The organism is Bacteroides sp. f07 (genome assembly GCF_042854785.1).
GTDB lineage: Bacteria > Bacteroidota > Bacteroidia > Bacteroidales > Bacteroidaceae > Bacteroides.
On sequence record NZ_BAABXI010000001.1, the window covers coordinates 2,515,629 to 2,536,397 of the forward strand.

20 protein-coding genes are annotated in these 20,769 nt (G+C 54.3%); 16 read left to right on the forward strand and 4 right to left on the reverse strand.

The window, feature by feature from the left end; all coding sequences use genetic code 11:
- Positions 1–91: 91 nt before the first annotated feature.
- Together ACGHVY_RS10340 and ACGHVY_RS10345 are read right to left on the reverse strand one after the other, a co-directional pair.
- Positions 92–2,311, reverse strand: coding sequence for a patatin-like phospholipase family protein (locus ACGHVY_RS10340; RefSeq protein WP_390598860.1), 2,220 nt, complete (start codon positions 2,309–2,311; stop codon positions 92–94).
- A gap of 12 nt (positions 2,312–2,323) precedes the next feature.
- Positions 2,324–3,193 (reverse strand): helix-turn-helix domain-containing protein, encoded by an 870-nt coding sequence (locus ACGHVY_RS10345; RefSeq protein WP_390598861.1) that lies wholly within the window; start codon positions 3,191–3,193, stop codon positions 2,324–2,326.
- 200 nt (positions 3,194–3,393) lie between these two features.
- On the opposite strand from ACGHVY_RS10345, the gene ACGHVY_RS10350 reads away from it, so the two are divergent.
- The 15 genes from ACGHVY_RS10350 (at position 3,394) to ACGHVY_RS10420 (ending at position 17,380) form a co-directional block, all read left to right on the forward strand.
- Positions 3,394–4,827 (forward strand): TolC family protein, encoded by a 1,434-nt coding sequence (locus ACGHVY_RS10350; RefSeq protein ID WP_390598863.1) that lies wholly within the window; start codon positions 3,394–3,396, stop codon positions 4,825–4,827.
- Between the two features lie 16 nt (positions 4,828–4,843).
- On the forward strand, positions 4,844–5,839 hold the full coding sequence (locus tag ACGHVY_RS10355) for an HlyD family secretion protein (RefSeq protein WP_390598865.1): 996 nt from the start codon (positions 4,844–4,846) through the stop codon (positions 5,837–5,839).
- A complete protein-coding gene (locus ACGHVY_RS10360) occupies positions 5,836–7,017 on the forward strand; it encodes an ABC transporter permease (protein ID WP_390598867.1) in 1,182 nt (393 codons plus the stop codon). The genes ACGHVY_RS10355 and ACGHVY_RS10360 overlap by 4 nt, the downstream gene beginning before the upstream one ends.
- Complete coding sequence (locus ACGHVY_RS10365; protein WP_390598869.1) at positions 7,014–8,192, forward strand: ABC transporter permease; 1,179 nt, start codon at positions 7,014–7,016, stop codon at positions 8,190–8,192. The genes ACGHVY_RS10360 and ACGHVY_RS10365 overlap by 4 nt, the downstream gene beginning before the upstream one ends.
- 241 nt (positions 8,193–8,433) lie before the next feature.
- The gene (gene atpD / locus ACGHVY_RS10370; protein WP_390598871.1) at positions 8,434–9,936 is read left to right on the forward strand and encodes a F0F1 ATP synthase subunit beta; all 1,503 of its coding nucleotides are present in this window, start codon (positions 8,434–8,436) and stop codon (positions 9,934–9,936) included.
- A 25-nt stretch (positions 9,937–9,961) separates the two neighbouring features.
- Positions 9,962–10,219: a F0F1 ATP synthase subunit epsilon gene (locus tag ACGHVY_RS10375; protein WP_390598873.1), complete on the forward strand. Its 258-nt coding sequence runs from the start codon at positions 9,962–9,964 to the stop codon at positions 10,217–10,219.
- A 5-nt stretch (positions 10,220–10,224) separates the two neighbouring features.
- Complete coding sequence (gene atpB / locus ACGHVY_RS10380; RefSeq protein ID WP_390598875.1) at positions 10,225–11,292, forward strand: F0F1 ATP synthase subunit A; 1,068 nt, start codon at positions 10,225–10,227, stop codon at positions 11,290–11,292.
- A 32-nt stretch (positions 11,293–11,324) separates the two neighbouring features.
- Positions 11,325–11,540, forward strand: coding sequence for an ATP synthase F0 subunit C (gene atpE / locus ACGHVY_RS10385; RefSeq protein ID WP_289300029.1), 216 nt, complete (start codon positions 11,325–11,327; stop codon positions 11,538–11,540).
- 18 nt (positions 11,541–11,558) lie between these two features.
- Complete coding sequence (gene atpF, locus ACGHVY_RS10390) at positions 11,559–12,080, forward strand: F0F1 ATP synthase subunit B (RefSeq protein ID WP_390598877.1); 522 nt, start codon at positions 11,559–11,561, stop codon at positions 12,078–12,080.
- Positions 12,065–12,622 (forward strand): F0F1 ATP synthase subunit delta, encoded by a 558-nt coding sequence (locus ACGHVY_RS10395; RefSeq protein ID WP_390598879.1) that lies wholly within the window; start codon positions 12,065–12,067, stop codon positions 12,620–12,622. The genes atpF and ACGHVY_RS10395 overlap by 16 nt, the downstream gene beginning before the upstream one ends.
- 4 nt (positions 12,623–12,626) lie before the next feature.
- Complete coding sequence (gene atpA / locus ACGHVY_RS10400; protein WP_390598881.1) at positions 12,627–14,207, forward strand: F0F1 ATP synthase subunit alpha; 1,581 nt, start codon at positions 12,627–12,629, stop codon at positions 14,205–14,207.
- Between the two features lie 4 nt (positions 14,208–14,211).
- A complete protein-coding gene (gene atpG, locus ACGHVY_RS10405; RefSeq protein ID WP_390598883.1) occupies positions 14,212–15,075 on the forward strand; it encodes an ATP synthase F1 subunit gamma in 864 nt (287 codons plus the stop codon).
- A 13-nt stretch (positions 15,076–15,088) separates the two neighbouring features.
- Positions 15,089–15,919 (forward strand): lipopolysaccharide kinase InaA family protein, encoded by an 831-nt coding sequence (locus tag ACGHVY_RS10410; protein ID WP_390598885.1) that lies wholly within the window; start codon positions 15,089–15,091, stop codon positions 15,917–15,919.
- A complete protein-coding gene (locus tag ACGHVY_RS10415; RefSeq protein ID WP_390598887.1) occupies positions 15,916–16,713 on the forward strand; it encodes a metallophosphoesterase family protein in 798 nt (265 codons plus the stop codon). The genes ACGHVY_RS10410 and ACGHVY_RS10415 overlap by 4 nt, the downstream gene beginning before the upstream one ends.
- Complete coding sequence (locus tag ACGHVY_RS10420) at positions 16,694–17,380, forward strand: hypothetical protein (protein ID WP_390598888.1); 687 nt, start codon at positions 16,694–16,696, stop codon at positions 17,378–17,380. Before ACGHVY_RS10415 ends, ACGHVY_RS10420 begins: the two co-directional genes overlap by 20 nt.
- 63 nt (positions 17,381–17,443) lie before the next feature.
- Here ACGHVY_RS10420 and ACGHVY_RS10425 read toward each other — a convergent pair whose 3' ends face one another.
- A complete protein-coding gene (locus tag ACGHVY_RS10425; RefSeq protein WP_390598890.1) occupies positions 17,444–18,763 on the reverse strand; it encodes a phage integrase SAM-like domain-containing protein in 1,320 nt (439 codons plus the stop codon).
- 377 nt (positions 18,764–19,140) lie between these two features.
- Positions 19,141–19,584 carry a GNAT family N-acetyltransferase gene (locus ACGHVY_RS10430; RefSeq protein ID WP_308745019.1) on the reverse strand — a complete coding sequence of 148 codons (444 nt, stop codon included), beginning with the start codon at positions 19,582–19,584 and terminating at the stop codon, positions 19,141–19,143.
- Positions 19,585–19,788: 204 nt separating this feature from the next.
- On the opposite strand from ACGHVY_RS10430, the gene ACGHVY_RS10435 reads away from it, so the two are divergent.
- Positions 19,789–20,769: a linear amide C-N hydrolase gene (locus ACGHVY_RS10435; protein WP_390598892.1), complete on the forward strand. Its 981-nt coding sequence runs from the start codon at positions 19,789–19,791 to the stop codon at positions 20,767–20,769.

Consider the following 20,769-nt stretch of genomic DNA (forward strand, 5'->3'; position numbering starts at 1 on the left):
GCAAACGAATCGGACACAGATGGTCGCGTATGGAACACGACGTCCCGAATTCCGGTGAAATTCGGGACGTTACAAGAAAAAGAAAGGAGGCTCAGAATTTGAAGCCGGCACTCATATAGACCCCTACGTTTTTGTACAGATTGGAATAATTGGCCTGAATGGCAATGGGTCCCAGCAGGAAATCATACGAAACCCGAAGAGCACATCCCCACAAATCGCCGCCGCTAAACATATCTTCGATTTTGCGGTTTTCTTTTCCGTATTCCCCCAAGGCTGTTGCGTATATTTTTTTGTGGATGCGGTATCGGAGCGCCAGTTTCGCGGCGGCGAAATTCCGTTCGACGATATGTACGTTCTGGACGCTTTCCCACGCTTTCTGCCACGGCAGATAGTCGGCATCGACGATTCCTCCCACATAGTTCCGGTAGATATACGGCAGGTCATCGCTGAAGAGGAAGCGTCCCTGTACCGATGGCAGGAGGCACAGGCGCGAGCCGAGCCGGATCGCGGTTCCGGCGTGAAAATCCAGTGCCCCGGACGGAGCTTCGCCATCGTATGAAATGCCGTCGTCCGTGTATAGGGTGCCGCGTATCTGTATCCTGCTTCCATGCGTGGGATAATATACCCTGTCATACGTGTCCATTGTAAAGTCCGCGAAATAGTTCAGAAAAGCATCGGAGTGGATTTCATGTGGCGTTCCCTGCCGTTCGAACAATTCGGAACGATAGTCGAAGTATTCGAATTGCGCCCCGATTTTCATGCGGAAATTAGCGATGTCGCGTGTATAGTATCCGGCCAACGCATGGGATGCGAACTTCATTGTTCCGACATCGTGTTTGCCGGCGTAAAGGTCGAAATCGTGATACCCCAGCCGATAGGACGCGCCGAATTTGGCTCCGAACAGATGCCCGAAAGCGTACCCTGCTTCCAGATAGGGGTTTTTCGATATGCGCCCCGTAACGGAATAGTGATGTTTGGTCGCCAGTTGCTGGTTGTTGGAGAGATTGACCAATATGCCCGCCAACTCTTCCGTGTCGAAACGGACTCCGATATTGATTTTGCGATAATCTTTCATTTCCAGCAGAAATACCAGATCGTGCGGGTCCGTATTCCCCAAACGGTACTCCACCCGTGAAAAGATGTCGAAGCCCTGCAATTTGACTAATGCACGGTCGATCTCTTCCTGCGATATTTCCGAATATTCCTGTAATCCGATTTTTCTGCGCACCCATTCCTTCTCTTTCCCTCCGATGCCCTCTATTTCGATTTTGCCTATCGAATATGTTCCGGCCAAACAGGGCCTTGTCGTCTTTTCGGGCGAAAAGTCGGGAGCGTTGTCATGGTATATGTATCGACGCAGGGCAAGCAGGTCGTCCCATCTGTCCCGCGCAGCCTGTTCGCCGCGCAACAGCATCGTATCGATGGCTTCGGTCTGGAAACTGGCGGCGTTGTATCCTTTCAGTGCCGGATTGATATAGAGGTCGGCCTGTTCTTTATTGCTGCGGTATTTCGGTTGCCCCATGATTCCGACCAATTGGTCGAGCACGGTAGAGGCCGATTTCAGTTCTTCTTTGCTCCGCCATCCCGTACTCAAATCGATACAGATGACCACCTCGGCCCCCATCTTTTTCACGACATCCACCGGCAGATTATTCAGTGCACCGCCATCGACCAGCAACATCCCGTTCCATTCCACCGGAGCGAAAACACCCGGGATGGACATGCTGGCGCGCATGGCAAGCGGCAGGGAGCCGGAATCCAACACGACTTCCTTTCCTTCGACTATATCGACGGCCACGCACCGGAACGGAATCGGCAGATCGGAAAAGCGGTCCACGCTATGATATCCTACGGTGAGTTTGGAAAACAGGTTCAATATATTTTGCCCGGCAACGTATCCTCCGGATGTAAATGCGACTTTTTTCTCCTTAGAGAGCGGAATATGCAGCTGATATTTCTCTTTTTCTTCTTTGGACAGAAACGCTTTCGACTCCCTTTTCACCTGGTCCTTGATCAGGAATAACCAATCCTGATTGCGATACATACTGTCGAGGGCGGCGGCATCGTAACCGATGGCATACAATCCTCCCACGATTGCCCCGATGCTCGTCCCGGCGATATAGTCTATCGGTATTTCCGCCTCTTCCAGGACTTTCAGCACTCCGATTTCTGCGGCGCCCTTGGCTCCACCGCCTCCGAGCACCAGTCCTACTTTACGACGTTCCTGCGCATACGCATCGGAGCCGTTCCAGCCGGGCAAGAGCAACAGGAGGCAAAACAAACATCTAATGAAGCATTTATCTTTGTTCATCCTGTCTTGAATTTATCCTTTGTTTTTCTGTTGTCTGAATTCGGACGGCGAGCATCCCAATCGCTGCCGGCAATACCGTCCGAAAAACGAAAGATTGGGAAATTCGAGCTCGTCGGAAATTTCCTTGATGCTCTTCGCGGAATTTTTCAGTGCGTCGGCCACTTCGCGCGTCAATGCTTCGTGTATCCATTCCGAGGCGGTCTTGCCGCTGGCCCGTTTGACCGCCGTAGAGAGATAACGCGGTGTTTTGCAGAGGCGGTCCGCATACCATTGTACCGAGCGCGGCACGGGCTTGGTCGAGGAGAGCAGGTCGATGAACGCCTGGCAAATCTGGTGGCGGGACTGAAGCGGTTCTTCGGCCGGAGCCGTTTCCGCCGCTATGTGATTGCTGAGCACGTGCGCCGTCTGATAAAGGAATGCCTGCAACAGGCAGCGCATGACCTCGTCGTAGTAGAGATGGTCGATGTGTACTATTTTCCGTTTGAGGAAATGATAATCTTCGAGCAGTTCTGCGGCTTCTTTATCGGAGAGGTGAATCTTGAAATTGCGGTTCATATAGAACACCTTGTTCCAGAGATCCGCCGAATTCGGAAATATCCGTTTGGAGAAGTTCGCCGAACAGCAGGCCAGATATCCCTTGAAATCGGGACTCATCATCGTGTGGGCTGCTATCTTATCCGGCGTGCAGAATGCTATGTCGTTCGGCTCTATCGTATAGGGCGTGCCGTTTACCTCTATCTGGAAACGCCCGTCGAGACAAAAAAGCAGCATGCGCCAACCTTTGTTTTCGTCGAATCGGACGAAATCCTTGGCGTTTTCGAAGATGACGAAATGTTCCGACAGGAATCTGAAAGATTCTTCATTATTGGATTCGAGTTGCATGTGATTCGGTTTTTAGAAATTATTTCAGGATACAAAAATATGTTCTTTTCGGATACGGCAGGTAGTCGAAAACTCTTATTGAGTGTTCGATATTTACCAACACCCGTATGGTGTAGAATATCGGCTATCTTAGCATACGGATGGATAACCGCATATTCTGGCGAATAGGCCATTTTTGCAGCCGAAACAAAAGCAGAAATATGAAGACACGAATTTTAACGGGGTGGCTGCTCGTTTCGGCATTCACGGTGCAAGCTCAAACGATGGAGCTTTCGATTGAAGAGTGCCGGACGCTGGCCATTCAGAACAACAAGGAGCTACGCATCGCGAGCGAGAAAGAGCAGGCGGCTTATCACCGGCGCAAAGCCGCTTTTACGAATTATTTGCCCAAGGTCTCGGCGGCAGGAGCCTATATGCGCACATCGGACGAACTGTCGCTCATCAGCGACGGGCAGAAAGATGCGTTGAGCCATCTCGGCACCAATGCCGGACAGCAGTTGCAGGGTGTAGTCCAGCAGTATCCGTCGCTGGGCGAGCATCTCGGCGCGCTTGCCGGCGGGCTCGATGCGGCCGGAGCGGGATTGGTGGATGCCTTGCGTACCGATACGCGGAACATGACGGTGGCGTCTGTGATGCTGACCCAGCCTGTCTATATGGGCGGCAAGATCGTAGCCTATAACAAGATTACCCGTTTTGCGGAGCAAATCGCCCACAGCCAGCACGACCAGCAGCTGCAAGAGGTGATTCTCGAAGTAGACCGCACCTATTGGCAGATTGTCTCTTTGCAGTCGAAGAAGCGGCTGGCCGAGAGTTATCTCGAACTGGTGCGGAAGCTCGACGGCGATGTCGAGCACCTGATTGAGGCGGGAATGGCCACTAAGGCTGACGGCTTGAGCATCAAGGTGAAAGTCAATGAAGCGGAGGTGACACTCATCCAGATCGATAACGGTCTGGCACTGTCCAAGATGTTGCTTTGCCAGTTGTGCGGTCTGGAGATGACAACGGAAGTCCGGTTGCGGGATGAAGCGGCGGAGACGTTGCCCGAGACGACGCTGCTGACCGTTGCGGACCTGGAGACCGCACTGGAGAACCGGCCGGAACTGCGCAGTCTCGACATGGCACAACAGATCGGCAAACACAAGGTGACGATCGCCCGCTCCGAGTTCATGCCCAATGTGGCGCTTACCGGCGGTTATCTGGCGAGCAATCCTTCGCTGACCAACGGATTCCAGAAAAAATTCAACGGTATATGGAATGTCGGCGTAGTGGTGAAGGTGCCCATTCTAACCTGGGGCGAACGCCACCACAAGGTGCAGGTTGCCCGCCGCGAAGCCGCTATCGCCACGTATCAGTTCGACGAGGCGACTGAGAAGATCGAGTTGCAAGTGACGCAAAGCCGCCAGAAAATGCAGGAAGCGACCGAACGCTATGCGGCCGCCTCGCGCAGCCAAGCGGAAGCCGATGAAAATCTGCGTTGCGCTACCATCGGCATGCAGGAGGGTGTCATTCCCGTCAGCAACGTGCTGGAGGCACAGACGGCATGGCTGTCCGCGCATTCGGAACAACTTACCGCCCGCATCGATGTGATGCTCGCAGATCTCTATTTACGCAAGGCTTTGGGTACATTGAAATAATTAAATAACAGAGTATATGAAAACGAACAATCAGCAAAAAGGGATTCTTTTGACGGCCGTAGCGATGCTTGCGGCAATCGCAGTCGTCATCATCATCGGGCTTTCGCTGCCCGAAAAGGAGGAGTATATTCAGGGTGAGGTCGAAACGACGGATTACCGCGTTTCGTGCAAAGTGCCCTCGCGTGTGCTGCAAATCCGTGTCGTCGAGGGCGACCGCGTGCAGAAAGGCGACACGCTCGCCATCATGGAGGCTCCCGACATGGCCGCCAAGCTGGCACAGGCCGAGGCCGCCCGTTCGGCTGCCGAAGCATTGGAGATGAAAGCCCGCAACGGTTCCCGTCAGGAGCAGATACAAGCCGCATACGAGGTGTGGCAGCAGGCGGTGGCAGGTTTGGCGGTGGCCGAAAAGACCTTCCGCCGTATAGAGCGGCTGCACGGCGAGGGGGTTATCGCGGCCCAGAAGTTCGATGAGGCGCAGGCCAAATACGACGCCTCCGTCGCTACGGAACGCGCGGCCAAGGCGCAATACGACATGGCCGTGAATGGAGCCCGCCATGAGGACAAGCTGGCCGCCGAAGCGCAGGTGACACGGGCGCAAGGCGCCATTGCCGAGGTGACCTCCTATATGAACGAGACGATTCTCACGGCCTCGGACGACGGTCTTGTGACCGAGATTTTCCCCGAAGTCGGCGAGTTGGTCGGCACGGGAGCTCCGATCATGAACGTATCCCGTATGGACGATGTGTGGTTCACCTTCAACATCCGCGAGGACCTGCTGCCGGGCATCACCGTCGGCAAGGAGCTTACGGCTTACCTTCCGGCTCTCGACATCGCTGTCCCCGTGCGTATCACGCGCATGAAGGACGTGGGCAGTTTCGCTGTATGGAAGGCGACGAAAGCCCTCGACCGTTTCGACCTGAAGACGTTCGAGGTGCGTGCCCGTCCCGTATTGCCTTTCGAGGGGCTTCATCCAGGCATGTCGGTTGTTCTCCGTAAAAGCGAAATCGAATGAAATATCGTGGAATTACAGGAAGACTGAAGGCTATTTTCCGGCGGGAGTTGGGTATCTTCTCCCGCCGGCCCATCTTCCTGTCCTGCATGCTCGTCATGCCGGTAGTATGCGTAATTTTCTTCACGTCGCTGATGCGGGCCGGTTTGCCGACCGGGCTTCCGATGGGACTGGTCGATCAGGACCGCACGCACATCACGCGTATTCTCGCACGCACGATGGAGGCGTTCGAAGCCTCGGAATTCACGGACCAGTACGACTCGTTCACCGAAGCCCGCGAGGCGGTGCAGCGGGGTGAGATCTACGGATTCTTCTACATCCCGAAGGGCACGACCGAGCAGGCGATGGCCAGCAAGCAACCCCGAGTGTCGTTCTACACCAACGAAGCCTACTTCGTTCCGGGAACCTTGCTGATGAAGGATATGATGACGACCTCCGAGATTCTTTCGCTGGCACTGACCCGCGAGACGCTTTACGCCAAAGGGTATAACGAAGACGAGGCGATGGCCGTGATCCGTCCCATCGTCACCGAGGCGCATCCGCTCAACAATCCGACGCTGGATTATTCCGTCTATCTCTCGAATATCGTGCTGCCGGGCATTCTGATTCTGCTCATCATGCTCTCGACGACCTACACGATCGGACTGGAATGGAAGCAGCGGACGCAGCGTACATGGTTCCGCATGGCCGATTACTCCGTAACGACGGCTCTGGTCGGCAAACTGTTGCCGCAGACGGTGCTATATACACTGATGATCGTCTTTTACGACGTCTATCTGTACCGGTTCATGGGATTCCCGTGTAACTGCGGCATTGCGACGATGATGGGCATCGGTGTCCTGACCGTACTGGCCGCACAGGCGTTCGGCGTCTTCCTGTTCGGTGTTTTCAGCGGCCAGATGCGCCTTGCGATGTGTCTGTCGTCGCTGTGGGGGATTCTTTCGTTCTCGCTGGCGGGATTTACCTATCCGACGACCGCGATGGCTCCCGTGCTGGAGCATCTGGCGGCATTGTTCCCGCTGCGTCATTACTATCTGCTCTATGTCAACCAAGCGCTGAACGGCTATCCGATTGCCTACGCATGGCCCTCGGTCGTCGCTTTGCTGCTTTTCATCATGCTGCCGCTAACGGTCAACGGCCGTTACCGTGCCGCGTTCCTCAAATATCATTATAAGCCATGAAATCGATACGCAATATTTTCCGCATCTGGTACGATGAGTTGGCAGACCTGGTCAAGGACAAAGGCATCCTGATATTCATCATCTTCGTTCCGCTGGCCTATCCGCTTCTCTATTCGTGGGTCTATACCAACGAAGTTGTGCGCGAGGTGCCGGCTGTTGTCATCGACGACAGCCGCACGGCGCAAAGCCGTGCGTTCATCCGCATGGTGGACGCTACGCCCGACGTCGAAATCGTGGCGCATTGTACGACGGTCGCCGAGGCCGAGGAGTTGTTGCGGCGTCGCGAGGCATTCGGCATCATCCGCATTCCCGAGAGTTTCACGAAAGATATCTGGCACGGTGACCAGACCTTCGTCGGTATCTACAGTGACATGAGCAGCATGCTTTACTACAAGGCTCTGCTGTTGGCGACGACCAAGGTATCCCTGGAAATGAATGCCGACATCAAGGTCGGTCACATGCCGGGCACGACCGACCGTCAGGACGAGATACAACATACGCCCATCGAGTACGATTATGTCGCGTTGTACAATCCGCAAAGCGGTTTTGCGGCGTTTCTCATACCCCCTGTGCTGATGCTGATTCTCCAGCAGACACTGCTGCTCGGTGTCGGCATGTCGGCCGGTCGCACGCGCGAACGCTTTCGCGGGTCGCTCATCCCGTTCCACCGCGACTATAAGAATCCCGTACACATCGTACTGGGAAAGGCTGCGGCCTATTTCGGCATTTATTTCGTGATGTCGGTTTACGCCTTTACGGTTGTCACGCACGGATTCTCGCTGCCGCAACTGGGCGACCTTGCTACGCTTACGGTATTCGTTACGCCGTTCCTGCTCGCGTGCATCTTTCTGGCGATGGTACTTTCGTCGCTCGTATGGCGGCGCGAGGACTGCATCCTGCTGTTCGTATGTCTTTCCGTGCCGCTGCTCTTCATCTCCGGCGTGTCGTGGCCGTGGCCTGACGTTCCCGCCTTCTGGAAATGGGTGGCCTGTCTCTTCCCTTCGACTTTCGGCATGAACGGATATGTCCGTATTCAGTCGATGGGCGCGACGCTTTCGGATGTCGCTTTCGAGTTGCGGGGGCTGTGGATCCAGACAGGAGTCTATTTTGTCATCGCCTGTCTGATTTACCGCAAGCAAATCAGACTGATCGCGAACCGATACCTCCGCAAGTAAGTTTCTACGAATACGGTTACACCCCCTCCGCCAATAAACGGAGGGGTGTTTTTTTGTACGAAACAGGAGACGACCATGTGCCGGGTCGTCTTCTCCCATATCCGTTTCGGACTTATGAGTGTTCGATATGTTGTTTTACGGAACGGACGGTATATATCGGACAATCTATGAGCCGAAAAGATAACCGCCGCGTCGCGCATAATTAGTTGCTTTGCTGTACGAAATAAACAAGACAAAACAAATGGAAGGATACATTTCTCAAATCATCGGTCCGGTCGTGGATGTCCATTTCCCGAATACGGCAGAGAAACGGCAGTTGCCGGCCATCAACGAGGCTCTCGCAATCCGCAGGGATAACGGCACGGAGTTGATTGTCGAGGTCCAGCAGCATATCGGCGAACATACGGTGCGCACGGTGGCGATGGATTCGACAGACGGCCTGCGGCGCCACATGAAAGCGATTCCGCTGGGCAGCGCTATTTCCATGCCTGTGGGCGAGCAGATCAAGGGCCGCCTGATGAACGTTACGGGTCAAAGTATCGACGGCATGCGCGAGTTGGACCGGACATCCAAGGCTTCTATTCACCGCGAGCCGCCGAAGTTCGACGAGCTGGCCACCTCGCAGGAGGTGCTTTACACGGGCATCAAGGTTATCGACCTTTTGGAACCCTATGTCAAGGGCGGCAAGATCGGTCTGTTCGGCGGTGCCGGCGTCGGCAAGACGGTGCTCATCATGGAACTCATCAACAACATCGCCAAGGGGCATAACGGTTTTTCGGTCTTCGCCGGCGTGGGCGAGCGTACCCGCGAGGGCAACGACCTGTTGCGCGAGATGATCGAATCGGGCGTGATCCGCTACGGCGAAGAGTTCAAAAAGAGCATGGAAGAGGGTCACTGGGACCTCTCGAAGGTCGATTATGACGAGGTGGCCAAGTCGCAGGCCACGCTGGTGTTCGGTCAGATGAACGAGCCTCCCGGAGCCCGCAAATCGGTGGCTTTGTCGGGGCTGACGGTCGCCGAATCGTTCCGCGACAGCGGCGAAGAAGGAGCCTCGAAAGACATTCTCTTCTTCATCGACAACATTTTCCGTTTCACGCAGGCCGGTTCGGAGGTTTCGGCCCTGCTGGGGCGCATGCCCTCGGCCGTAGGCTACCAGCCCACGCTGGCTACGGAGATGGGGCAGATGCAGGAGCGCATCACCTCTACCAAGCACGGGTCCATCACCTCGGTGCAGGCGGTTTACGTACCGGCCGACGACCTCACGGACCCGGCTCCCGCCACGACCTTCACACACCTCGACGCCACGACCGTGCTGAGCCGCAAAATCGCCGAGCTGGGCATCTATCCCGCCGTCGATCCGTTGGAATCCACATCGCGTATCCTCGACCCGAACATCGTCGGGACGGAGCATTACGAAACAGCCCAGCGGGTGAAACAGATCCTGCAACGCAACAAGGAGTTGCAGGATATCATCGCCATCCTGGGCATGGATGAGCTATCGGACGAAGACCGCTTGACCGTGAATCGCGCTCGCCGCGTTCAGCGATTCCTCTCACAGCCCTTCTCCGTAGCGGAACAGTTCACGGGCGTTCCGGGTGTCATGACACCCATTGCCGAGACGATCCGAGGCTTCCGGATGATTCTCGACGGCGAGGTGGACCATCTGCCCGAGCAGGCGTTTCTGAATGTGGGCACCATCGACGATGCCATTCGCAAGGGCGAGGAGCTGTTGCGCAAATCGTAATTAAGGAACTAAAAAACATGTTGATATGCAGCTTACTATTGTGGCTCCGAGCGGCATTTTATGCCACACGAGCGTCGAGAAAGTCACCTTCCCCGGATCGTTAGGAACTTTTACCGTTTTACCCGGCCACGCGCCGTTGATCGCCCAACTGACAGCGGGTAAAATCCGCTATGCAACCGGAACAGAAGAATACGAACGGGAAATTAAACGAGGCTTCGTCAGAATAGAGCGAGACACGGTGGTAGCCAATGTCGAACTTTCCGAGCCCTGTTCCCAAAAATAAATATCATGCAATGGAGATATAAAATATTGTTTTTTCTCGCCTGGCTGTCGCTTCCGTTCCACGCGAATGCGGAACAGTCGGAACCCGATGTCATCGGTGTGGTCATGGAACATATCGGCGACAGCTACGAATGGCACATCACGACTGTCGGCGACCACGAGATTGCCGTATCGCTGCCCGTTATCGTCCGCAGCAATACGACCGGATGGCACTGCTTCTCTTCGTCGCGGCTGCACCACGGTACCGAATACCGGGGGTTGCGCATTGCCGACGAGGGCCCCTATGCCGGCAAGATCGTCGAACGGCAGGCCGACGGCACGGACCTGCGGCCGCTGGACTTGTCGATTACCCGGACAACGGCGGGGCTGCTGATAAACAGCACGCTGTTCGTGCTGCTCGTGCTGGGTGTCGCACGCTGGTATCGCCGGCACAGGGCGACCGAGGAGGCACCGCGCGGACTGGTCGGACTGTTCGAAATGCTCTGCTCGTCGCTCCTGGACGGCATCATCCGTCCCTGCGTCGGCGAACGGTGGCGCAAGTTCGCACCCTATCTGCTCACGGTGTTCTTTTTCATCCTCGTGAACAACCTGATGGGACTGATACCTGTTTTCCCGGCAGGTGCCAATGTGACGGGCAATATCGCTGTGACGTTGGTGCTGGCTATGGCCACATTTCTGGCCATCAACCTCTTCGGAACGAAACACTACTGGAAGGATATCTTCTGGCCCGACGTGCCGACGTGGCTCAAGGTGCCGATTCCGATCATGCCATTGATTGAGTTCGTCGGCATCCTGACCAAGCCGTTCGCTCTGATGATCCGTCTGTTCGCCAACATCATGGCCGGCCATTCGGTGATCCTGATTCTCACGTGCATCGTTTTCGTCACGGCGAAAATGGGCGCGGCGGTAAACGGTTCGATGACGGTGGTGTCGGTACTGCTCAGCGTCTTCATGAACTGTCTCGAACTGTTAGTGGCCTTCCTGCAAGCCTACGTCTTCACGATGCTCTCGGCCGTGTTCATCGGACTGGCGCAGGAGACGCCCCGTACAGAACAAAATGCAGAAATAAAATAACAAACAAGTCAAACTTCAAATTAAGTTGAATTATGGAAACTTTAGGAATTTTCGGTGCTGCCATCGGTGCAGCTTTGGCCGTCATCGGTGCGGCTTTCGGTATCGGCAAAATCGGTTCGTCGGCGATGGAGGCCATCGGCCGCCAGCCCGAAGCGGCAGACAAGATCCGCACGAATATGATTATCGTCGCAGCGCTTATCGAGGGTGTGGCCCTGTTCGCCGTGGCCGTATGTTTCATGGCGTTGTAATCCTTAAAGACAGCAACCATGGGACTGTTACAACCCGAATCGGGATTGCTGTTCTGGATGACGCTTGCGTTCGGTACGGTGTTTTTCCTCGTGGCGAAGTTCGGTTTTCCGGTCATCGTCAAGGCTATCGACGACCGTAAGCATTATATCGATTCTTCGCTTGTCGCAGCACGGAAAGCCCGTCAGCAACTATCCGAAGTCGAAACGGAGAAACGAATGATGCTCATGGAAGCGGAAGCCGAACGCGCGGGTATTCTCCGCGCGGCAGCCGGGGAACAGGAACGCCTGTTGTCCGAGGCCCGGGAACAAGCCGCCAAGGAGCGTGCCCGTCTGGTGGCAGATGCCCGCGCCGAGGCCGAAGCGGAGCGTGAAGCAATCCTGCGCGATGCCCGGCAACAGGTAGCCCTGCTCGCCGTGGCCGTTACGGAAAAGATGCTGCGGCGAGAATTGCAGGACAGAACCGCACAGGCTGCGCTGGCGGGGCAACTGCTCGATGAAATCGAACACTCGAAATACGGAACGACATGTACACCGGACTGATAGCTACGCGTTATGCCAGGGCATTGGCCGACTTCGCCGCTGCAAACGGTGAGGAGCGGAAGGTTTACGACGAGGTGCTGCATCTGATTGCCGTCTATGAAACCGACCCGTCGATACGGGAAGCCCTCTTTTCACCCGTATTGCCGGCTACGGCCAAGCAAGCGCTGTTCTGGCAGGTGTCGGACGGCAGAATAAGCCGCACGTTGAACGGATTCATCGCGTTGGTCCTGCGCCGTCGTCGAGAGAAGTTCCTGTGTTTCATGTTGCACTCCTACATCTCCCTGTACAAGCAACGACACGACATCCTCGATGCCAAGCTGACCACAGCCGTTCCCGTAAGCGATCAGGAGGCGGAGCGGATTGCCGGACTGGCGCAGATGCGGACCCGCAGCCGGGAGGTGCGGCTCTGCCGCAAAGTGGATCCGTCGCTCATCGGCGGTTTCATATTCCGGCTCGATGATCTTCTGGTCGATGCGAGCCTCGCGCATCAGCTGAATGTGCTGCATCGACGATTTGGACATAAACAGAACAGAATCGTATGAAATCATGAACACAGAACAGATAAAACCATCGGAAGTTTCGGATATACTGCTTTCCGAATTGCAAGGCATCAGTCTCGCGGCACAATGTGCCGAGGTAGGTACGGTGTTGCAGGTCAGCGACGGCGTGGTGCGTATTTTCGGATTGCGGAACGCCGAAGCGAACGAACTTTTAGAGTTTGATAACGGCATGAAAGCCGTAGTAATGAATCTCGAAGAGGACAACGTGGGCGCCGTGCTGCTCGGTCCCACCGACCGAATCGAGGAGGGCGACCTCGTGCGCCGCACGGGCCGCACGGCTTCGATCTGCGTGAGCGAACGCATGTTGGGGCGTGTGATAGACCCGCTGGGCAGTCCGCTCGACGGCAACGGTGCTATCGAAGGCGAACAGGTGGAAATGCCGCTTGAACGCAAGGCGCCGGGTGTCATCTTCCGGCAACCGGTGAACCAGCCGCTGCAAACGGGCCTGAAAGCCGTCGATGCGATGATTCCCATCGGCCGCGGGCAGCGTGAGTTGATTATCGGTGACCGACAGACGGGCAAGACCGCCATCGCCATCGATACCATCATCAACCAGCGCCGTAATTTCGAGGCCGGCGAACCGATTTACTGCATCTATGTGGCCATCGGTCAAAAAGCATCTACCGTGGCCGCACTCGTAGAAACGTTGCGCCGCCACGGGGCGATGGACTACACGGTCGTCGTGGCCGCCACGGCCGCCGATTCGGCAGCCATGCAGTATTTCGCACCTTTCGCCGGAGCCGCTATCGGCGAGTATTTCCGCGATACGGGACGCCATGCGCTGGTCGTGTATGACGACCTTTCCAAGCAGGCCGTGGCCTATCGCGAGGTGTCGCTCGTGCTGCGCCGCCCTTCGGGCCGCGAAGCCTACCCGGGGGACATCTTCTACCTCCACTCGCGCCTTTTGGAGCGTGCCGCCAAGATTATCGACCAGCAGGAGGTGGCCGAGCAGATGAACGATCTGCCCGAAACCATGAAAGGCAAGGTGCGCGGCGGAGGTTCGCTCACGGCACTGCCTATCATCGAGACGCAGGCGGGCGACGTGTCGGCCTATATTCCGACGAACGTCATTTCGATTACGGACGGTCAGATTTTCCTCGATGCCAATCTTTTCAATCAAGGCAACCGCCCGGCCATCGATGTGGGTATCTCCGTGTCGCGTGTAGGCGGCAACGCCCAGATCAAGGCGATGAAGAAGGTGGCCGGAACCCTGAAAATCGATCAGGCGCAGTACCGCGAGTTGGAGTCTTTCTCCAAGTTCAGCAGCGACATGGATGCGGTGACGACCGCCGTGCTGGACAAGGGACGCAAGAATACGCGCCTGCTCGTGCAGCCTCAGTACAGCCCGATGCCGGTCGAACGGCAAATCGCCGTCCTGTACTGCGGTACGCACGGACTGATGCGAGATGTTCCGCTCGACCGCGTTGCCGACTTCGAGCGGGAGCTGCTCCGTGAACTGGAAGGCTCGGAGGTGTTTCCGACCCTGCACGGCGGCGTAATCGATGAAGTGACCGGAACCGCCATCGAGGCTGCGGCCGAACGGGTATCATCCAATCTGAAAATATAGGCGTATGGCAGCACTCAAAGAGATAAAAGCCCGCATGGCTTCGGTCCAAAGTACGCTGAAGATTACCTCGGCGATGAAGATGGTCGCGTCGGCCAAGTTGCACCGTGTGCAGGCGACGGCTCTGGCGTTGGCCAAATACGAGAGAGGGCTGTCTGATATCGCACGGGCATTATGCGCTGCCCCGGACTGGAAAGTCGAGTCGCCGTTGATGTCGCCGCACGACAAGCGCGAACGAGCCGTCGTCGTGGCGTTCTCGTCCGACGGTTCGCTATGCGGGTCTTTCAACGCCAATGCCGTCAAGGCTCTGACGCAGCAGGTCGAGATGCTCCGGGCCGAGGGATTCGACCGCGTGACGGTAATTCCCGTCGGGGAGAAAATCGCACAGGCAGCCCTCAAGGCGGGGTACGATACGGACGAGCGTTTTCGGTCGTTCGTAGCAAAACCGACCTTCGAAGGTGTCGCCGCATTGGCCGACCTGCTGATGGAGGAATATGCTGCCGGTAAGACGGACAAAACGGTATTGGTTTACAACCATTTTTTCTCTATGGGGCATCAGGCTCCCGTGCAGGATGTCTTTCTGCCGATGACGATGATGACAGGAGAAGAGTGGTTCGACTGCGCCCCGGAATACATCTGCGAACCCAGAGCGGAAACGCTTCTCGCGGCACTGCTGCCCCATACGCTTCGCTCACGGCTCTATTCGGTGCTGCTCGACAGTGCCACAGCCGAGCAGGCGGCACGTACCGTCGCCATGCAGACGGCGACGGACAATGCGAAGGAACTGCTCGACGATTTGTCATTAACCTACAACAAACGCCGCCAACAAGCTATTACAGATGAGTTGGCCGACATTACACCTAACGAATGATTCATTATAAGTCATGAAAATCCTCATCAATCCCGCATACGAACGTTTCCGCCCGTTCGTCGAACAACTTTCCCGTCCGCTCTTTTTCGCCCGACACGGAAAGACGCTTCATGACGGACGCAACGTGGTCAAGCTCTTCGAGGTCGATGGCGTGCGGCTGGCGGTCAAGAGTTATGTCCGGTTGTCCGCGTGCAACCGCATGCTGTACGGCACGCTTCGCAAGAGCAAGGCCATGCGTGCCTACCTGTATGCCGACCGGCTGCGCCGTCTGGGCATCGACACGCCCGAGGAGGTGGCCGTGGTGGAGATACGCCGGCGGGGCATGATGCGGCAATGCTATTTCGTGTCGCTGTACACCGACTACGAATCGATCCGGCCCGCGACCGAGCTGTTCATGCAGCGGGAGGAGGCGAAAAGCGTACTCGACGGCGTGGCCGGATTTCTGGTCCGCCTGCACTGGGCCGGCGTGGAGCACAAGGATCTGAACGTCGGGAATATTCTCTATAAAAAAGAGAGCGGAAGCAGGGGTGGCGGTTATGGTTTTCAGGTCATCGACACCAACCGGATGTCATTCCGCAAACGCTTGTCCATGCGCCGTCGGCTGCGCAACATGCGCCGTCTGTCGTGCAGCGCTCCGGCCTATCTCTACATCCTGCACCGCTATGCGGAGGCGTTGCGCACCGATGCCGACGGCGTACAGTTCAAAGGGGTCGTTTGCCGTCTGGCGTTCGAGTGGCGGCAGCGCACGAAAGGAAAAATCAAAGGCATATTCCGTCGGAGCAGATCCCTGCCGCGGACAGAATACGAAGACGTATATACCACACCTATTCCCGGCCGCTTATGAAACGCAGTATCGTTTTTTCGACCGTCGCCGTATTTCTGACTGCCTGTCAGGTCGAATACCATCCTTACGATACCCGCATCGACGGCCAGACGGGTATCAATGCCCGCAACATCGCCCGCATCGAGGCGGCATGCGAAGGGAAGCGGACGATCCGCTTCGCGCAGATCAGCGACACGCAGCGCTGGTACGACGAGACCGAAGATGCCGTGAAAGCCATCAATGCCCGCGACGACATCGACTTCGTGATCCACACGGGCGACATGGCCGATTTCGGCCTGCGCGACGAGTTCGAGCGGCAACGGGATATTCTCGACAAATTGCAGGTGCCGTATGTCGTGCTGCTGGGCAACCACGACTGTCTGGCCACCGGCGAACGGATTTTCACCAAGATTTTCGGAGCGGTCGATTTCGCGTTTACGGCCGGGAACGTGCGCTTCGTCTGCCTGAATACCAATGCGCTGGAGTTCGACCACGACACGCCCGTCCCGAACTTCGATTTTATCGAACGGCAAATAGCGGATTTCCCCGCCGGAGCCGAAAAGAGCGTTGTGGCCATGCACGCCAAACCCTATTCGGAGCAGTTCGACAACAATTTGGCCAAGATATTCCAGCGGATGATACGGCAATTTCCCGCGCTGCAATTCTGCCTGAACGGCCACGGGCACAATTTCGCCGCCGAAGATCTGTTCGACGACGGGGTAATCTATTACGAATGCGACAATATCGGAAAAGAGAATTATCTGCTCTTTACCATTACCGAGGAGGGGTACGACTATGAACGGGTGGAGTTTTAAGCGGCTGATCGCCGTATCGGCCTGTTGTCTATGGCTGTTGCCTACGATGGCCCAGGAACCGTCGTTCGTGCCGCTCGCCAACATTCAACTCGACAACAGCAAACGCCTCGATTTTCGGGAGCATCGGGGTTATGAAGGATGGGAACGGGTGCTTCCCACGCATGTCAAGGCACAATACGCCGGCGGCATGGGATTCCTGTCGGTAGGCTGCGGTTGGGATTACGGACGCAAATGCCGCTGGGAGACCGACGTGCTGGTCGGCATTCTCCCCAAAGCCTGGTCCGACCGGACGCACACGACGTTCACGCTCAAGCAGAATTACATCCCGTGGAGCATCCGGTGCTGCGACCGTTTCGCGATCGAGCCGCTGTCGTGCGGTATCTATCTCAACCTGATTACGGGCGAGGATTATTGGGTACGGGAATCCGACAAGTATCCCGGCGACAGCTATTACGGATTCACCTCGCGGCTGCGGACGCATCTCTACGTCGGGCAGCGGTTTACCTACTACTTGAAAAACAATGGTCTGCTGCGCAATATCACGCTCTATTACGAACTGAGCGCTAACGACCTCGATATCATCGCCAAGTGCGGAAACCGGTCGCTCGATCTCTCCGAAATCGTCTATTTCTCCATAGGTATCAAGTTCCAGCTGTTGCGATTATGAACGGATGGAAAAGTGGAATCATCCTGAAATAAAAAATGCCGCCCTTCGCAGAGCGGCATTTTCTTATATGGCTTGCTGTCCCCAGCTACCGTAACGAGCATTCATCCGCTGACGCAGTTCTTCCTGCTTAGTGTTTTTGTAGTAGTGCTTCTCGATGGTTCGGGCGCTGTTGCCGGCCATCTCGGCGACGTGGGTGATTGGAGTGCCCGCATCGAGTTCGCTGGAAATGAATGTGCCTCGTGCCGTGTACCACGTCATCTTCTCGTCGATACCCAGAATCTCGCAAACCTTGTCCAGCGTTTCGCTGACGAGGGTTGAGAAGCTGCCACGGCGCCCCATCTTCTGTTTGTCGGTCACGTGTTTCTCGGTATAGACCGGGAAAACGTAGTTGCCGATGCCTTTGCCTCTGTATTTTTCCAGAATTACCATCAGGCGGTCGATGAGCAGGGGTTTGGCCAACTTGGGGAATTTCGTGCGCTCATAGACAATCATGCCCTCCTTTTCGTTAATCATGTCCCACGTCAGATTGACGACATCGACGTTGGCCATACCGCCGCTGTAAAAGCTGAAGAGGAAGAGGTCGAGGCAGAGCTGCTCCTGCTCGGAGAAGAGGCTGCGGTCCATGAATTCCATCCGGCGGATGATGTTCGGATTGACGGCTTTGGACTCGAATTGTCCCCATGCCATCTTTTCCGCAGCCGCCTCGAAGATTGCGGGATTGGCTCCGTACATGTGCAGTTCGTCTTTGGCGTGGTTCACCAATGCCCGGAAGATGCGAAGGAATTGGCGCAAGCCGGCACGATTCCCGTTTTCGATGCCGCGCCGTTCCAGATAGACGATGTATTCCAGTAAGAGTTTCTGGGTAATGTCGGTGAAGTAAAAGCGGGACAGGTCTTTGTTGTACTGTTTCTGGGTAAAGGCCGAAAGTGAAGTACGGAACTGCTTGTACATGCTGGCGGTGCCGACACTCTTGACGAGTTTGCCGTTCTTGAATTTCTCGTGGTTCTCGAAGTATTCGATTCTGGTGTCGATGAGCTGGAGAACGGTCAGCACTTTCGATTCCTGCTTTGCTTTTTCCTCTTCTTTGGGTTTGAAGCAATCGGCCCATTGCAGTACGGAGAAGTTGCGGTCTTCCTTTTCCCACCGTTCGGCGACGGACATGTACTTCTCTTTGAGTTCGAGGAGCAGCTGGTTTTTCTTGAGGTACTCGCTGGAGGCGGATTCAAAACTCTGGGTTTCGTTGTTCCAGCATTTGTAAGCTCCGGTGATGCTGACCACTCGCGGAATGCGGGTGTAACCGGTCTTGTAGAAAATCATTTCCAGTTTGACCATCTTGGGGTCCTGGGGGTCCTTGCGGCCTTTGAATGTGATCGAACAATACATATCGTTAATTTTTTAGTGGCTCATGTATTCCTGCCGGTTCCCTACATGGAAACCTACATAAGAATAGAACAATCCACCGCATTCGGGTGGGACCGGAGTTTATCCGTTACCCCAAACACCAATTAACTTATTGATATGTAGTTGTTTTAGTCTATGCGGATTTTGACGTTATTGGAATTGGAAAATCCCAAAGTTTATTATAAACAGAAATCAGGTTTATTAATAACGGAACATTCTGTTGTAAGAATAGAAGAACCTAATTCTGCTAAATAGGAGTGCATTGATAAGTACGCCCGCCTATATGGTAATATAAGCAAACACATTTTTCTTTTCCCCTAAATATACGGATAGTTCAAACCTGTTTTTTTATGATAGTATCAAAAAGTTCTTTTCAGATATACCATATCCGTCAATAGCTTGCCTTCTTCATAAATCGGGTGGTCATAATTGTCAGTAAAGAAATTCTCTATACGATGGGAAATTGTGAAACCGCAATGCTCGTAGAAAGATATGGTAGAAAGCGCATCTCCCGTTCCCACCAACATTTCAGTACATTTGTCCTGATAATACTCGAATAGAAATTCAATTAAACGTTTCCCGTATCCCTGACGTTGGAAAAAAGGAACAGTAGCAATATTCTTGATTTCATAAATACCTTCCCCTTCACGAGTTACTACACAAGCAGCTTTTAATCCATTGTCATACAGAACGAACATATCGCCACGTTCCAAATACCGGTCTATCATATCCTCTTGTTCATCAGCCAAGAGTAACAGTTCGAGGAATTCTTTCTTATCTGAAATTACTTTTTTTATTTCCATGTTTTTAAATATTGAATGGTTCAGAAGTCATTTGTCAGTCCGCTTTATTTTTGCGTCCAAACCCTTAAAATAGCTCCTTGCAAAGATATGAAAATTCATCTTGCAAACAATTTTTCTAAAATGAACTTTAAAAGCACATTCTTGTTAACTTGTCACCGCAAGGTATAATAACCAATAATAAACCTATAACTAAAAATTAAAATTATGTGCACTAGAGTCGTTTACGCAGGAACCAATAGTATGGTAGCCACCGGTCGTTCTATGGATTGGAAAACAGACATGCATAGTAATCTTTGGGTATTTCCCAGAGGAATGAAACGTAATGGAGAAACTGGAGAGAACTCGCTGGAATGGACTTCCAAATACGGTAGCGTAGTGACTTCTGCTTTCGAGATAGCCAGTACGGACGGGATGAATGAGAAGGGACTAGTCGCCAATCTGCTTTGGCTACCCGAAACCGAGTATCCGGTAAGAGATAAAAATAAACCGGGACTTGCCATTACAGCATGGGTGCAATATATGCTGGATAATTTTGCAACCGTGGAAGAAGCTGTTGCTTATATTGACGAAGACACCTTTCAGGTCGTTTCGGATATGATGCCGGACGGTTCCCGTTTGGCAACTTTACATTTGTCTATCTCGGACGCTACAAGCGACTGTGCTATTTTTGAGTATGTAGGCGGAAAACTGACTGTATATCATAGCAAAGAATATAAAGTTATGACCAACTCCCCCACCTACGACAAACAGTTAGCCCTTAGCGAATACTGGAAATCAATAGGTGGATTGAGCTTTCTCCCCGGAACGAATCGTGCCGCCGACCGTTTTGCCAGAGCCAGCTTCTACATTAACGCAGTCCCTAAGACCGATGACGAAAGAATTGCCGTTGCCAGTGTCTTCAGTGTCGTGCGCAATGCTTCCGTTCCTTATGGAATTTCAACTCCCGAAAGTCCTGAAATCTCCACCACACAATGGCGAACAGTTTCAGAAAGCAAGAACCTAAGATATTTTTTCGAATCAAGTCTGACTCCTAATACCTTTTGGGTAAATCTTCGGGATTTGGATTTATCGGAAGGAGCTCCGGTACTTAAATTATCTATCGCTAACGGAGAGACATATCATGGGAATACATCCAAGGAGTTTAAAACAGCAGTCCCTTTCAAATTTATGGGAGTAAAAGGATAA

What these genes read in the sequence shown, in the direction of transcription:
- ACGHVY_RS10340 (WP_390598860.1), bottom strand. Translation starts at nt 2,311, where the DNA reads ATGAACAAAGATAAATGCTTCATTAGATGTTTGTTTTGCCTCCTGTTG.
- ACGHVY_RS10345 (WP_390598861.1), bottom strand. Translation starts at nt 3,193, where the DNA reads ATGCAACTCGAATCCAATAATGAAGAATCTTTCAGATTCCTGTCGGAA.
- ACGHVY_RS10350 (WP_390598863.1), top strand. Translation starts at nt 3,394, where the DNA reads ATGAAGACACGAATTTTAACGGGGTGGCTGCTCGTTTCGGCATTCACG.
- ACGHVY_RS10355 (WP_390598865.1), top strand. Translation starts at nt 4,844, where the DNA reads ATGAAAACGAACAATCAGCAAAAAGGGATTCTTTTGACGGCCGTAGCG.
- ACGHVY_RS10360 (WP_390598867.1), top strand. Translation starts at nt 5,836, where the DNA reads ATGAAATATCGTGGAATTACAGGAAGACTGAAGGCTATTTTCCGGCGG.
- ACGHVY_RS10365 (WP_390598869.1), top strand. Translation starts at nt 7,014, where the DNA reads ATGAAATCGATACGCAATATTTTCCGCATCTGGTACGATGAGTTGGCA.
- atpD (WP_390598871.1), top strand. Translation starts at nt 8,434, where the DNA reads ATGGAAGGATACATTTCTCAAATCATCGGTCCGGTCGTGGATGTCCAT.
- ACGHVY_RS10375 (WP_390598873.1), top strand. Translation starts at nt 9,962, where the DNA reads ATGCAGCTTACTATTGTGGCTCCGAGCGGCATTTTATGCCACACGAGC.
- atpB (WP_390598875.1), top strand. Translation starts at nt 10,225, where the DNA reads ATGCAATGGAGATATAAAATATTGTTTTTTCTCGCCTGGCTGTCGCTT.
- atpE (WP_289300029.1), top strand. Translation starts at nt 11,325, where the DNA reads ATGGAAACTTTAGGAATTTTCGGTGCTGCCATCGGTGCAGCTTTGGCC.
- atpF (WP_390598877.1), top strand. Translation starts at nt 11,559, where the DNA reads ATGGGACTGTTACAACCCGAATCGGGATTGCTGTTCTGGATGACGCTT.
- ACGHVY_RS10395 (WP_390598879.1), top strand. Translation starts at nt 12,065, where the DNA reads ATGTACACCGGACTGATAGCTACGCGTTATGCCAGGGCATTGGCCGAC.
- atpA (WP_390598881.1), top strand. Translation starts at nt 12,627, where the DNA reads ATGAACACAGAACAGATAAAACCATCGGAAGTTTCGGATATACTGCTT.
- atpG (WP_390598883.1), top strand. Translation starts at nt 14,212, where the DNA reads ATGGCAGCACTCAAAGAGATAAAAGCCCGCATGGCTTCGGTCCAAAGT.
- ACGHVY_RS10410 (WP_390598885.1), top strand. Translation starts at nt 15,089, where the DNA reads ATGAAAATCCTCATCAATCCCGCATACGAACGTTTCCGCCCGTTCGTC.
- ACGHVY_RS10415 (WP_390598887.1), top strand. Translation starts at nt 15,916, where the DNA reads ATGAAACGCAGTATCGTTTTTTCGACCGTCGCCGTATTTCTGACTGCC.
- ACGHVY_RS10420 (WP_390598888.1), top strand. Translation starts at nt 16,694, where the DNA reads ATGAACGGGTGGAGTTTTAAGCGGCTGATCGCCGTATCGGCCTGTTGT.
- ACGHVY_RS10425 (WP_390598890.1), bottom strand. Translation starts at nt 18,763, where the DNA reads ATGTATTGTTCGATCACATTCAAAGGCCGCAAGGACCCCCAGGACCCC.
- ACGHVY_RS10430 (WP_308745019.1), bottom strand. Translation starts at nt 19,584, where the DNA reads ATGGAAATAAAAAAAGTAATTTCAGATAAGAAAGAATTCCTCGAACTG.
- ACGHVY_RS10435 (WP_390598892.1), top strand. Translation starts at nt 19,789, where the DNA reads ATGTGCACTAGAGTCGTTTACGCAGGAACCAATAGTATGGTAGCCACC.